Consider the following 12,626-nt stretch of genomic DNA (forward strand, 5'->3'; position numbering starts at 1 on the left):
CTTGGCGTCTTCAGACCGAAAAGTCCTGATTTTCTCGCAACGCAATCTCAATGACAATGTGTCCCGCTGTTCAGGGTTCGAGTTCGAGGACGTCATTTCCGATATCGAAGATACGCAGCTTGTGGCACCCCGCCTCAGGACCAGTGGCAAAATTCCATTGAACCCCAAACGGTGGCTGTCGCGGCGCAGCGCTCTGTTTCAGTACTGGCCATCCGGGGTGGAGAAAGCCCCACTGACGCGGAACTATGACCTGTTCTTCTGCAATGCCCAAAAACCTTTGGAGTTGCTGGCGTTGGATGCAATCCCAAATTGGCGTGACCGGTGTGGTCTCGCGGTCTGTGTGCTGGAAGAGGTCTGGAGCAGCGGTATCGATCAGTATCTGCCACTGATAAAGTCACTGTCGAAATTCGACCTGATTGCCAGCGCGTTTGCCGAATCCTGCGATGCGTTGCACCGCATTACCGGGAAACCCGTTATTCACCTACCCGGAGCCGCCGACATGGTTCGGTTTGCGCCTTATGCTCTGACCGCGGACCGCCCGATTGACATATATTGCATGGGACGCCGCCGTCCCGAACTGCATGACAGGCTTTTGACCACATTGGCAGAGCGGCGCGGTTTCTACCTATATGACTCGGCAACCAAACCGCCGACCACGGCGCAGCACAAAGTGCACCGGGACTTACTGGCAAATCTGATCCAACACTCGAAACTATTCATGGTCGACATCGCCAAGATCGGTCACGACGATCAGAAAAAGGGCAATATCGCCTGGGGGCCCCGACATGTCGAAGGTCTCGCAGGTGGTGCCATTCAAGTTGGGTATGCGCCAGAGACAGAGGATTATCTGCGCTGTTTCGATTGGCCTGAATCCGTAATCCGTCTGTCAGAAGACCCTGACAAAGCCCTGGACGCAATCGTTTCGATCCTCGACGACACGGCTGAACAAGACCGTATGCGCCAGATCAACTTGAAACACGCCCTTCAAAAACACGATTGGTTACACAGGTGGTCGGATATCCTGAAGCATCTAAACCTGCCGGAAACCCCAAAGATGATGCAGCGGCAAGAGACCCTGTCGCGCATGTCGTCCACCTACATAGATATCACTTAGGTACCCAGTTTTGCGAGACCTAATGCAACCGGTGCTTCCGTTCCTTTCAGCGCTGGCGCTGCGTGTCGCTCTGGCTTTGCTCTGAAGTTAAATAGGCTGCAAAAGACTCAAACAAATTTAATCACAAGTGATCCAACTCCACTTTGCAAACGAAAAAAGTCTAAGATCGAAACAGACAGCGACTGGGATTGTGGCGCGTCCAGCCACGTGCTGCATGGCTCGACTAAATCGCCGGTGTGACCTATTGAACGATACTATTGAAATAAGCGATATCGATAAATCGCTCTGGCGTGCGTCCGAAAAATGGCCCGACCGCGTTGCATTTAGCTGCAACGGAGCTTCCCTTTCCTACCTTGAACTGCGCAGGAAAGCCGAGGCCACGGCCGTAACCTTGCGTTCAGCAGGGGTCAAACCCGGTGATCGTGTTGCATTGGCGTTGTTCAAAGGTCTGGAAATGCCAGTCGCCATCCACGCGGTTTGGATGGTTGGCGCAGCCTTCGTGCCGCTCGACCCCACAGCCCCTGTGGCGCGCTTGGTCCGGATCATTTCAGACTGCGCGATTTCGGTTGTGATTGGCGGCCCGCGAAGTGAGGCTTTGATAAAAAAGATTGTCGCCGAAAAGTCCGTTCATGTTGTCGGTGTAGAAATCCCCGATTGCGACTGTTCGTTGCCAGATGAACAGGTGAACGGTTTTGAGTGTCATGAAAACAGACGGGATGATTTGGCCTATATCATCTTCACATCTGGCTCCACCGGCACGCCAAAAGGCATTTGTCACACATTTGCATCCGGCAGCGCGTTTGCCCACGCTTGGATAAGGCACTATGGGTTAAGTCCTGACGACGTGTTCTTTAACACCGTGCCGCTGCATTTTGATTTCTCCCTGGCCGATTTCTTTACCCCTGCAATGGTGGGCGCATCGACCGAACTTGTCCCAGAGCCAACGCTGCTGTTCCCCGCAAGCCTTTCAAAACTGTTGGAAGACCGTGGCGGGACCATTTGGAGCTCGGTCCCCTACACTTTCGTGCAACTTTGCCAGCGCGGCGCGCTTGATAAGCGGGATGTATCTCGCCTGCGATGGCTGATTTATGGTGGCGAACCGATGCCGCCATCAGCGCTGCCGCTGTTGCGCGATGCTTTTTCTGCAAAAATATCAAATTCGTATGGACCGGCTGAGGTCAATCAGGTTTCGGAATACACCGTTCCTGACACCCACCCCGCCAACGAGCCGATACCCATCGGCCGAACCATGGATCACGCAACGTTTGTGCGCACAAGCGACGGTGAATTGTTAGTCTCATCCAGTTCCATGATGACCGGGTACTGGAACAATCCCGAACAGAATGCCCGATCATTTACGACACTGGACGGCAAGCGTTTCTATCGGACCGGGGACAGAGTCGAACAGGATCCATCCGGGCTATGGGTTTTCTTGGGACGTGAAGATCGCCAGGCCAAAGTGCGCGGCTATCGTATCGAACTTGATGAGATCGAGTTGGCAATGAACTCTCACGCAGCTGTTGCAGAGGCAGCGGCTGTTGTCTCGTCAGACGGTGCCAAAATTCTGGGGTTTGTCACTTTGTTGGAAAACCATGAGTTAAGCGCGGCGGATCTGAAGTCATTCCTACAGTCCAAACTTCCTGGCTACATGGTTCCTGACGATGTAGAATTCAAAGAAGCATTCACCAAAACAAGCACGGGCAAGATCAATCGAAGACAGCTATTGGAGGCTGACAATTGAGCAGCATGAGTGAGCAGGGTATCGCAAATTTTATCTCGGGCACCATTCTGGACGGTCGGCAGGTTACACCGTCTGATGAGTTGCTGATGTCAGGGCTTTTGGACTCGCTGGCCGTCATGACCCTTGTTGCGCATTTGGAAACGGAATTGCAGGTCGAAATACCGGCAGACAAAATCACGTTCGAAAACTTCAGCAGCGTGCAAAATGTTATGAGTTTGTTGAAGACTCTCTGATCCCGCTCAAACAACAGGTGTGTTCCGATGCGACCGATTGGTGAAAAATGCGAAACCTTCCGCAGCCTGGGCAAAGAGGTTCTGAGCGCTGATGTAGAAGAGCGCGACAAACGTGGCGCCAAGGACGCGGCTGATTGGCGGGCCCTTTGGCGCGCGGCTGCCGACGCCGGGGTTCTGGCGTTAACCGTGCCGGAACAGTTCGGAGGCGAGGGTCGGTCGTTTCTGGACGCTGTCCAGGCGCTGCACGCGCTGGGCGAAGGGTGTCGGGACAATGGCATGTTGCTTGGCCTGAACGGCCAGCTTTGGGCAATGCAGAAATCCATTCTGGAGTTTGGCAGCGAGGAACAGAAATCGGCATGGTTGCCGGTCCTGATCAATGGTGATGCAATCTGTGCGCATGCCGTGACCGAGACGAACAGCGGCTCAGACGTGACGGGAATTCGCGCGACGGCTCAGAAAACGCAAAACGGGTATGTTCTGAACGGTGAGAAGATTTGGATCGGGATGGCACCTGCCGCCGACGTTGCCCAGGTTTTTGCACTAACCAACCCTGATCTCGGGGCTTGGGGAATGTCTGCATTCATAGTTGATCTAAACCTGCCCGGTATTTCGAGAAGCGCGCCGTACGAAAAGACTGGTCATCGAACCGTTCCTACCGGGAAGCTGGTATTTGAAAACGTCGAAATTCCGCAAGCGTCGCTTTTAGGGTCGGAAGGGTCCGGGCACGCTATCTTCAACCTTTCGATTGCATGGGAACGAAGTTTCATTTTCTCAAGCCATGTCGGGGCGATGAAACGGCAGTTGGACGAAACGGTATTATTTGCCCGTGATCGCGCGCCGAATGGTAGGCCAATCATCAACAATCAAACCGTCTCGAATCGTCTGGCCGATATGCAGGTCCGCTATGAGATCGCCCGCCTCTTGATCGAAAACGCCGCGCGAGAATTGGATGCCGGTATCCAAAACCGCATGACCCCGTCGGTGGCAAAGCTACAGGTTGCGGAATCTTTGCTAGAAAATGCACTGGACGCGCAGCGGATCAACGGTGCAAGCGGCTATTTGACCGGAGAATGCGAACGGATGGTTCGCGATATGGCAGGCACGATTACGCTGGGCGGAACGTCGGACATTCAACGCCTTCTTATCGCAGCCTATCAGAAAGGGTCGGTAAAAGCCTGACAGTTTCGGCAGGTGATGCTGTAGGGCTACAGGTCAAGTTTCAATTTGGTCCAAAACGGCCACCAGTCGTCCGGAGACACCCTATCTCGGCGAATATGCGCTGTCCACAAAGCGAGTTTCCGCAACGTAAACTGACCCTACCTTTTCGATATTCCCGATCTGATCTATCTGCACGGTAACGGGCATTTTGGTGGGGGCCATAATGAAACTAAGCGTGTGGGAAATAATTTGCATAACCTTGGCAAGCGCAGCGGCATTGGCCGGATTTGCGGGTGCCGCCAATGTGTTGATCTCTGTGCTGTAAGCTGCTCGAGGTGGAAAACTTTTGAGCTGTGCAAGAAATCCGGGTCACTAAGCCGCTAATTGTCGTGACGAACTACCCCTTGGGATATCGTCGCGAGCCCGGATTTGTCTGACCAAATGGCAATATAAAAACCGATGGCTTTGCAGGACGAAATCAATCTATTCAAAATCAATTAAACCTCATCCCAAACCTTCTGTAGCAGCCGGTACCTAAGCGCGACGAAAAGTGCATCAACTGCGCCCCTTTGGCACTTGGAAGTTCTCATCAAAGAACGGCCGTATGCCCTTGGAAAGCGAATCTCTGCGAAAGGCAGTAACCGACGACGCATGCAGGTTTTACTACTGTTATAGAAGTGGTGAGCCGTGCAGGATTCGAACCTGCGACCCACTGATTAAAAGTCTTATTAGCCCCTTTTCGATAGAATTTTAGCCAATTCGATTGGACAGTATATTCTCTTAAATAACAAAAGTTTTAGCGTGCAGAGGTTTCTATAAGACCCTTCCCAACTCTCCGCACTTTGCTTACCTTGTGCTTACCCAAGCCGTCCGAGACCAATATGCCGAACGTCAGATTAACAAAATCAAGTGTCGATCGCCTTTCAGCGACAAACCGGGACACGATATATTGGGACGACGGTCTGCCGGGTTTTGGACTTCGCGTGAAAACGACCGGCGTCAAAAGCTTCTTAGTTCAATATCGCAACAAACAAACCGGTCGGTCGAAACGCAAGACACTTGGGCGATATGGGCCGACCTTGTCTTTGGGCGCCGCCCGCGAAATAGCACGCGCGCTTCTTGCTGACGTGGTACGTGGCGCAGATCCTGTCGCCGATGCTCAAAGCCTAAGGCATTCACCAACGGTGAACTCACTTGCCACGCAATACATGACCGAACATGCGGAACCGAAGAAACGTCCCGGTAGCGTTCGGAATGATCGGTCAATGCTGGACAGATACATTCTCCCCAAGCTTGGGGATCTTAAAGTCATTGAAGTGACGCATCAGCATGTTCAGAAGCTTCACAATCAAATGCGTGATACGCCCTATCAAGCCAATCGCACTCTGGCGCTCATGTCGAAAATGTTTGAACTGTCTGTGCGCTGGGGTCAGCGTTCTGACAATCCGGCGCGCGGCATAGAAAAGTTCCCCGAGGAAAAGCGGGACCGCTGGTTGTCAGACGGTGAGCTGCAAAGACTTTTGGTGGCTCTGTCAGAGCATCCAAATCAGGTTGCAGCGAACGCTATTCGCCTGCAGCTCCTGACAGGCGCACGGATCGGCGAAGTGCTGAAGGCAAAATGGGAAGACTTCGATTTGGACCGCGGGGTCTGGACAAAGCCGTCGCACCACACAAAGCAAAAGCGACGAGAGCACCTGCCGCTTTCGTCAGCAACCTGTGATTTGCTTGCGGCAATGAAAGCAGGGGCATCTCCTGAAAGTCGTTGGTTGTTTCCGGGACGCTCTCCGGACCAACCGTACAAAGATCTGAAGAAATTTTGGAGCTCGGTCACCACATCAGCAGGTCTTCAAGACTACCGTATCCACGACAATAGGCATACGCATGCGTCGCATCTCGTTTCCAGCGGTCTGAGTCTGCCTATAGTCGGTCGGTTACTTGGACACACGAACCCGTCTACCACGCAACGCTACGCGCACCTCGCAGATGACCCGTTGCGGCAGGCAGCGGATGTGATGGGTAAGAAGATCAGCGGTGGCAGTTCCTGAAACCTGAGAATTTCCTGTGCTGAAGACACGCGAGCGGCAATTAGACTGCAGCTGTCGGCACAGTGTCGATGTTTGGGACGGAAGGGAATGGACGGAGATCTAAGATGTCCAAATCTCTACTTCCCGTTGTCACAACGCGTCGTCCGCCTTGGAACAAAGGCAGACTAGTCGGACAGAAGCGACCATTGCAGTCAAAGCAAGTCTGGGCCATTCGCGCTCGGCTCGAACTTGCAAACAAGCTGAGAGACCTGGCATTGTTCAATCTTGCCATCGATAGCAAGTTGCGCGGGTGCGATCTCGTCCGCCTGAGGGTTAACGATCTCGCCGTCGGCAATTCTGTTCGCGATCGGGTATCCGTTGTTCAAAGCAAAACTGCAAAACCGGTGCAATTTGAAGTGACGGAGAATACACGTGAAGTCGTGTCGCAATGGGTCTCTTCTCAATACATGCATGGACAACGGTATCTGTTTCCAAGTCGTATGCATGCTTTGCCGCATCTTTCGACCCGGCAATACGCTAGGCTTGTCCGGGAATGGGTGTCAGCGATTGGTCTCGATCCGTCCAGCTACGGCACGCATTCGCTTAGGCGCACCAAAGCGGCTTTGATATACAGAAAGACCGGAAACCTACGTGCCGTTCAACTTCTGCTCGGTCACAGCAAAGTGGACAGTACGGTGCGTTACCTTGGCGTCGAGCTTGAAGACGCGCTTAGTATTGCCGAACGTATCGATCTTTAATGCTTTGGCGGGCGGGATCGTCCGCTCGCCGCTCCCAAGCAGACTTTCGGAATCCTCCGTTAATCTTCCGCTTCGAGCCCAAAGTGCAATTTTCTGCGCGATGCCCTAACGACTGCAATGCGCAGAAACCAGACTTTGCAAACTTTGGCCGACGAGCCAATGCGGACAATCACTACCTTTCTCGGATGTTGCGGTTGCGGCCCGCTTATCCACAACGGCAGTCACCTAACTGAATTGGCGGACACGGGACAGTTGCGTAGGAACAAAAAACACAGCAATCGCCTTCCAATGGTTTCAAAACTGCCTTGCATGATTTGCATTCATAAAACCACTGGCACGAGTCGGTTGGCATTTTCTCGGTTTCAAAGTGCCCACACTCAGGGCAGGTCAAAGTACTATCGAGCACCACAGTTTGTTTTGTCATTGTCTCACATCTGTATGATTAGAAGATCGTTGATTTGAGCCTCATTGAACAAGATGACCCATCCCAACGCGGTGATCGTCGTGCTTCCACCAAGCCAACATTTCAGATTTGCCAACGTCGCGTTTCGATGCGCTACGATCCATGAAACCGCGACCAGCGCTGTTGAGATGGCGAGGACATAGTAGCTTGCTGCCGCTATTTTTCCGAATGTCGCCAACCAACTGCCACCCAAGCCGAGCAACATCATGGCCATTGGAAGAACACAGCATGTCGCGACCCCCAGAGCGGAAACCGATCCCAGGTAGCTGAGGGTCACATATTTCTTCATCTTTCGCTCCCGAGGTGCTCGATTTGATTGTGTCGAGGCACCGGCATTCAGAACGTACAACTCCTGTAGCGACTACAGGATCAATAGGGGGCACTTCACATGATTGCGATAGGTGAGGCTTCCCGGCAAAGCGGGGTCGGCATAGAAACTATCCGCTACTACGAACGCGAAGGTTTCGTACCAATACCCGCACGAGCTCTGAACAATCGTCGCCTCTATTCGGCAAACGATGTGGGAAGACTTCGATTTTTGAAGAAATGCCGCGACCTGGGGTTCTCTCTCTCAGACGCAAAGGCGCTTTTGGAGCTGTCAGAAGGAAGCGCCGATGACTGCCGATCAGTTAAAGAATTGGCCGAGGCTCACATTGCCAGCGTTCGAACCAAGATAAATGAGCTCAGACGCCTGGAGCGTGCTTTGAGTGAGCTTACAGCCAATTGTGATAGTGGTAAGGTTCACTGCCCGATGCTGCAAAGACTGAGAACGATGGATGATATCTGACTGTGGCCGCTGCGCGGAAGCTCAGGGTCTGAGATTTAGCTAAATGACGTCAGACCAAGGTCTGTGGTGCGATAACAGATTGTAGTTCATAGTCGATTTCACGATGAGAACGAAAGTAGCTGACCTGACGATTGGCAATTGGTCGTTGTCGCGAGTTTTCCTTGCGGCCAGCATTTTCGTGATGGGTACTGCTACCGCAATCGTCGGGGTCTGGGTGTCTAATCGAATCCAGAACGCCGTCGTGCAAAACTCTGCCAACTCTGCGGCGCTGTATATGGAAAGTGTAGTATCCCCGCTCAGCCAGGAATTGGCACATGGCGACCGCCTTTCGGAGCAAGCGAGCCTGGCGCTGGACGAGATTTTCATGACCCAGCCAATGCGAGACCGCATTGTCTCCTACAAATTCTGGAAGCAAGGCGGTGTGATTGCGCACGCCTCGGATACAGACATCATTGGAAACCGTTTCAATCCAACGGATGATCTAAGGCGAGCGTGGAGCGGTGACATCTCCGGCTCTTTCGAAGAGCTTGATCATGCCGAAAGCGCCGCTGAGGCGGCATTGGGGATACCACTACTTGAAGTTTACAGCCCGATCCGCGAACTCTGGTCTGGCGAGATCATCGCAGTTGCGGAGTTCTATGAAAGAGCTGATCAGCTGGAGTTAGACTTAGCCAAGGCCAGACGAACAAGCTGGTTGGTCGTCGGTTCCGCATTTCTGGCAAGTACGATTGTTTTGTATTCCATCGTCGCAATTGGCGACAAAACAATTCGACGACAGGGGTCTCTTCTTAAACAACGCCTGACAGAAAGTGAGAGGATGGCGGAGCAGAATGCCCTGCTGCGGTCGCGTGTGGTCGAGGCGTCGGAAAGATATGCCACGCAAACAGATCGATTCCTCAAGAAACTTGGCTCCGAGCTACATGATGGTCCTGCGCAATACTTGTCACTCGCCGCCCTTAGATTGGAGGCGGCGTTTGCCAAAGAGTCCAAAATGCCTAAAGAGGCAGTGGAAATTCAACAATCTTTGCAAAAATCTCTGGCTGAAATTCGCGCGATATCGCGAGGGCTGTCCGCGCCGGATATCGATGGTCTGTCACTCGTCGATGTCGTGAAGAGAGCCGTAGAAGATCACGCCGAACACAGCCCATTGCGACCGGATATTTCATTCTTGGGTAGCCAGGCCCTAGAGTTGTCATTGTCCGACAAACTGTGCGTTTTTCGGTTCCTTCAGGAAACGCTTTCCAATGCCGCGAGGTATGCTCCAGCATCCAAGTGCACGGTTATCTCTGAGGCGCAGAACGACCGCATAGTTGTAAAGGTCAAAGACGACGGACCTGGATTTGACAGGTCAGAAGAAACCGCGTTGCGAGACGATGGTGGCCAGGGGCTAATGGGCTTGCGAGATCGGGTCGAGAGTATTGGTGGCAGGTTCGAAGTCGCATCAAGACCGGGCGAAGGCACCACCATAGCTATGACACTCTTTCCCAGAAAGTTAGGCACATCATGACTACATCTGTCGTAATAGCTGATGATCACCCGATATTCAGGGATGGCTTGCAACGAACGTTGGATGAAGCTGATGGCTTCGAAGTTTTGGCCGCTGGGTCCAACGCTGAAGAGGCAGTATCGCTGGTCGGCACGCATCAGCCGGACATAGCTATTCTTGACCTCTCTATGCCCGGTGGCGGGATAAGCGCGACACGTAAAATTGCGGCGATGGAAAATCCACCCGTCATTGCAATCTTGACGGTCTCAGAGAACAGCAGCGATGTCGCGGACGCCTTGGAGGCGGGCGCGATTGGGTACATTGTGAAGGGAGTAACCGCAAGCGAACTAACCGCTTCCTTACGCAGCATCGCCGCAGGTGAAGGATTCGTTTCTCCGGGCTTGGCTTCACGAGTATTGCTGCAAATCAATGCTGACACCGGCATGTCTACTAGCAGCTGCATTCTCGATGACCTTACGCATCGTGAGGAAGAAATACTTCGACGTGTGGCCAAAGGACTGAGTAATCGTGAAATCGCTGATGAGTTAGACCTTCAGGAAAAGACCGTGAAGCACTACATGACGGCAATCCTGTCCAAGCTTCACGCGCGAAATCGGGTAGAGGCCGCGCTAATTGCACATGATGTTTGGAATAAGGGAGATTAACGGCGGTCTCGTTAACGACGATGGCGGCCCCTCTCTATGAGAAGCCGCCAACGGATAATAGACTGGTGTTGCTGTTCAGTTGGCAACCGATTGTAACCTCTGGCGATCAGAGGCCGTTGCGTTTCTCTCAACAACAGTCCGGTTGTACGGGTCTTTCAACTCGTAGCGCCCGAACTCGATCTCCTCTTTCCACCCATTGGCATAGTTCACTTCGATATTATTGCCCTGGCGTTCGATTTTCGTGGGCCGACTTCCAGCAGTTCCGCCTTGCCCAGAAGAGCGCACGTTGTCGATTGAGATACCATTTGCCAAAGACCGAAGCCTTGAGACGTCAGCGCCGGTCGCGGGGCGTTCCTCAACAGTTCGGTTCTGCGCATTCTTTCTCTCATACCGCCCGTTTTCGATCTCCTCCTTGGTTCCGTCGGCGTACCGCACTTCAATACCGTTAGCGTTTGTTTCGACCTTCGTTATCCCAGCCGAACCCGACGGATTGCCCCCTGTTTGAGACCGATCCTTCTTTCCGCTGCCTCTATTGGAGCGTTTGGAGTCATCATCATCATCGTCGTCGCGACCACCTTTGCCTGATCCCGAATTGTCGTCCCGGTCATCATCTCTGTCGTCGTCGCGATCATCGTCTCTATCGTCATCCCGATCATCGTCCCGGTCGCCACCGCCGCCGCTATTGCCCGAACCTGAGTTGTCGTCCCGGTCACCGTCACTGTCACCACCACGGCCGCTATTGCCAGACCCAGAGTTGTCGTCACGATCATCGTCGCGACCATCCCCGTCGCTTCCCCTGCCGCTCTTGGCAAAGGCATATGACGGTTCAAAATGTAGGCGACCATCGGCGTCGAACGCTGGCACATAAGGCGTCGCCGCGATCAACGAAGCCAACGCCGCAGTACTTAGAAGTTGACCCAGCTTTCTTTGAATTTTCATTTTCGCCTCCAATTCTGAGCATCACGTTTCGTGACGTTGGAGACAGGTTACTTCTGGTTCGGCTTTCCCACATCGGGCTTAAGTCTGACGAATTTCAAGCCGAACGTCTTAGTAAGATCAGTAAAACCAATAGAGTTTTTGCGGAGCCATGTGACCAGTTTAGTGGGATCTAACCCCGTCACCCTTCAGCTCGTCATCAGGTTCGAGGTGAATGACAAAGACGGAGTCCGGATACAAACGATCCAATTCGTCCTCGATGTAATTGCAAATATCATGCGCCGCGCTGACTGGCATTGTGCCGTCCACAACAAGATGGAACTCCACGAAGATGACATTTGCGGATCTGCGCCCTTTGAGGTCGTGGTACTCTAAGGCCGCGCCGAGATTTGCTTCGATTGCGTTGGAAACAGTCTGCAAGTCATGATCCGAAAGGGTCACATCCATTAGGCCATCGACAGACGCCCGAATAACTTTCCAGCCCTCCCACAAGATGTTCAGCGCAACAAGAATTGCCAGGATCGGGTCGAGGATCAGCCAGCCGGTGGCAAGCGCCAGTAGCAGACCTGCGATAACACCAACTGAAGTCAGGACATCCGTAAAAATGTGCCGAGAGCTTGCCTCCAAAGCAGGCGACCCCTCCCGCCTGCCGATTTTGAGCAATAGGTAGGCCCATGCGCCATTCACACCCGTTGCAATGACATTGACAATGATGCCGAGCAGCGGCGCATCCTCCAGATGCGGGTTTGGGAGCGCCAGCACAGCTTCTCTGATGATCAAGAACGCCGCCAGCACAATCAGCACGCCCTCGACGACAGCGGAAAGATACTCGGCCTTTTTGTGACCAAACGGGTGGTTTTCATCAGGGGGCTTGTTCGCGACCCGAACTGCGAAATACGCCAACAGCGCGGCAACGACATTCACGGTAGATTCCATTGCGTCCGACAACAAAGCCACTGAGCCCGTCAGCCACCAAGCCAACAGTTTTAGGGCCAGTACCGCAATGGATATTGGAATGGACCAAAGAGCGATTTTTTGTGTCATTTGGCCGCGACCCTCAGTCAATCATGAACAGAAACTCGGGTGATTGGTGAGCTCCGATGTTCAAAACGTAAAACAGGTGTTTGGTGAAAAGGGAATAGGGTCTTGTCAGAAGAATGTTGCTTGAGTGGGGCAGGGGTGTTGCGTAGCTTTTGCCCATGACCAATCCCGCCTCTTTCAAGTATTTCAAAACCAGCCCCGAGATCATCCGCTTGGCCGT

The 12,626-nt window shown here is 53.0% G+C and carries 14 protein-coding genes; 9 read left to right on the forward strand and 5 right to left on the reverse strand.

From position 1 onward, the window contains the following. The first annotated feature begins 1 nt into the window (after position 1). The 6 genes from LCM21_RS14275 to LCM21_RS14300 all read left to right on the forward strand — a co-directional run bounded on the left by LCM21_RS14275 (position 2) and on the right by LCM21_RS14300 (position 7,028). Positions 2-1,114 carry a glycosyltransferase family protein gene (locus tag LCM21_RS14275; RefSeq protein WP_224891198.1) on the forward strand — a complete coding sequence of 371 codons (1,113 nt, stop codon included), beginning with the start codon at positions 2-4 and terminating at the stop codon, positions 1,112-1,114. A gap of 244 nt (positions 1,115-1,358) precedes the next feature. Beyond that, a complete protein-coding gene (locus LCM21_RS14280) occupies positions 1,359-2,855 on the forward strand; it encodes an amino acid adenylation domain-containing protein (RefSeq protein WP_224891199.1) in 1,497 nt (498 codons plus the stop codon). 5 nt (positions 2,856-2,860) lie between these two features. Beyond that, positions 2,861-3,088, forward strand: a complete 228-nt coding sequence (locus LCM21_RS14285) for an acyl carrier protein (protein WP_224891217.1) — start codon at positions 2,861-2,863, stop codon at positions 3,086-3,088. Between the two features lie 27 nt (positions 3,089-3,115). Then, positions 3,116-4,267, forward strand: a complete 1,152-nt coding sequence (locus LCM21_RS14290; protein WP_224891200.1) for an acyl-CoA dehydrogenase family protein — start codon at positions 3,116-3,118, stop codon at positions 4,265-4,267. 860 nt (positions 4,268-5,127) lie between these two features. After that, the gene (locus LCM21_RS14295; RefSeq protein WP_224891201.1) at positions 5,128-6,291 is read left to right on the forward strand and encodes a tyrosine-type recombinase/integrase; all 1,164 of its coding nucleotides are present in this window, start codon (positions 5,128-5,130) and stop codon (positions 6,289-6,291) included. A gap of 104 nt (positions 6,292-6,395) precedes the next feature. Then, the gene (locus tag LCM21_RS14300; protein ID WP_224891202.1) at positions 6,396-7,028 is read left to right on the forward strand and encodes a tyrosine-type recombinase/integrase; all 633 of its coding nucleotides are present in this window, start codon (positions 6,396-6,398) and stop codon (positions 7,026-7,028) included. Between the two features lie 205 nt (positions 7,029-7,233). On the opposite strand, the gene LCM21_RS14305 is transcribed toward LCM21_RS14300, so the two are convergent. Continuing rightward, positions 7,234-7,452, reverse strand: coding sequence for a GDCCVxC domain-containing (seleno)protein (locus LCM21_RS14305; protein ID WP_224891203.1), 219 nt, complete (start codon positions 7,450-7,452; stop codon positions 7,234-7,236). A 4-nt stretch (positions 7,453-7,456) separates the two neighbouring features. After that, a complete protein-coding gene (locus tag LCM21_RS14310) occupies positions 7,457-7,780 on the reverse strand; it encodes a hypothetical protein (protein WP_224891204.1) in 324 nt (107 codons plus the stop codon). Between the two features lie 99 nt (positions 7,781-7,879). Here LCM21_RS14310 and LCM21_RS14315 point away from each other — a divergent pair, with 99 nt between their 5' ends. The 3 genes from LCM21_RS14315 (at position 7,880) to LCM21_RS14325 (ending at position 10,429) form a co-directional block, all read left to right on the forward strand. Continuing rightward, entirely contained in the window at positions 7,880-8,278 is a 399-nt protein-coding gene (locus LCM21_RS14315) for a MerR family transcriptional regulator (RefSeq protein ID WP_224891205.1), read from the forward strand. A gap of 103 nt (positions 8,279-8,381) precedes the next feature. Further along, on the forward strand, positions 8,382-9,785 hold the full coding sequence (locus LCM21_RS14320; RefSeq protein WP_224891206.1) for a sensor histidine kinase: 1,404 nt from the start codon (positions 8,382-8,384) through the stop codon (positions 9,783-9,785). Next, entirely contained in the window at positions 9,782-10,429 is a 648-nt protein-coding gene (locus LCM21_RS14325) for a response regulator (RefSeq protein ID WP_224891207.1), read from the forward strand. Before LCM21_RS14320 ends, LCM21_RS14325 begins: the two co-directional genes overlap by 4 nt. Positions 10,430-10,504: 75 nt before the next feature. On the opposite strand, the gene LCM21_RS14330 is transcribed toward LCM21_RS14325, so the two are convergent. From LCM21_RS14330 to LCM21_RS14340, 3 genes are all read right to left on the reverse strand, one after another. Then, the gene (locus LCM21_RS14330) at positions 10,505-11,368 is read right to left on the reverse strand and encodes a hypothetical protein (protein ID WP_224891208.1); all 864 of its coding nucleotides are present in this window, start codon (positions 11,366-11,368) and stop codon (positions 10,505-10,507) included. Positions 11,369-11,527: 159 nt separating this feature from the next. After that, positions 11,528-12,409: a cation diffusion facilitator family transporter gene (locus tag LCM21_RS14335; RefSeq protein WP_224891209.1), complete on the reverse strand. Its 882-nt coding sequence runs from the start codon at positions 12,407-12,409 to the stop codon at positions 11,528-11,530. Positions 12,410-12,422: 13 nt separating this feature from the next. Further along, positions 12,423-12,626 (reverse strand): hypothetical protein (locus tag LCM21_RS14340; RefSeq protein ID WP_224891210.1); only part of this gene is annotated, 204 nt, incomplete at its 5' end.

It is taken from the genome of Ruegeria profundi (assembly GCF_020171505.1).
Classification (GTDB): domain Bacteria; phylum Pseudomonadota; class Alphaproteobacteria; order Rhodobacterales; family Rhodobacteraceae; genus Ruegeria; species Ruegeria profundi.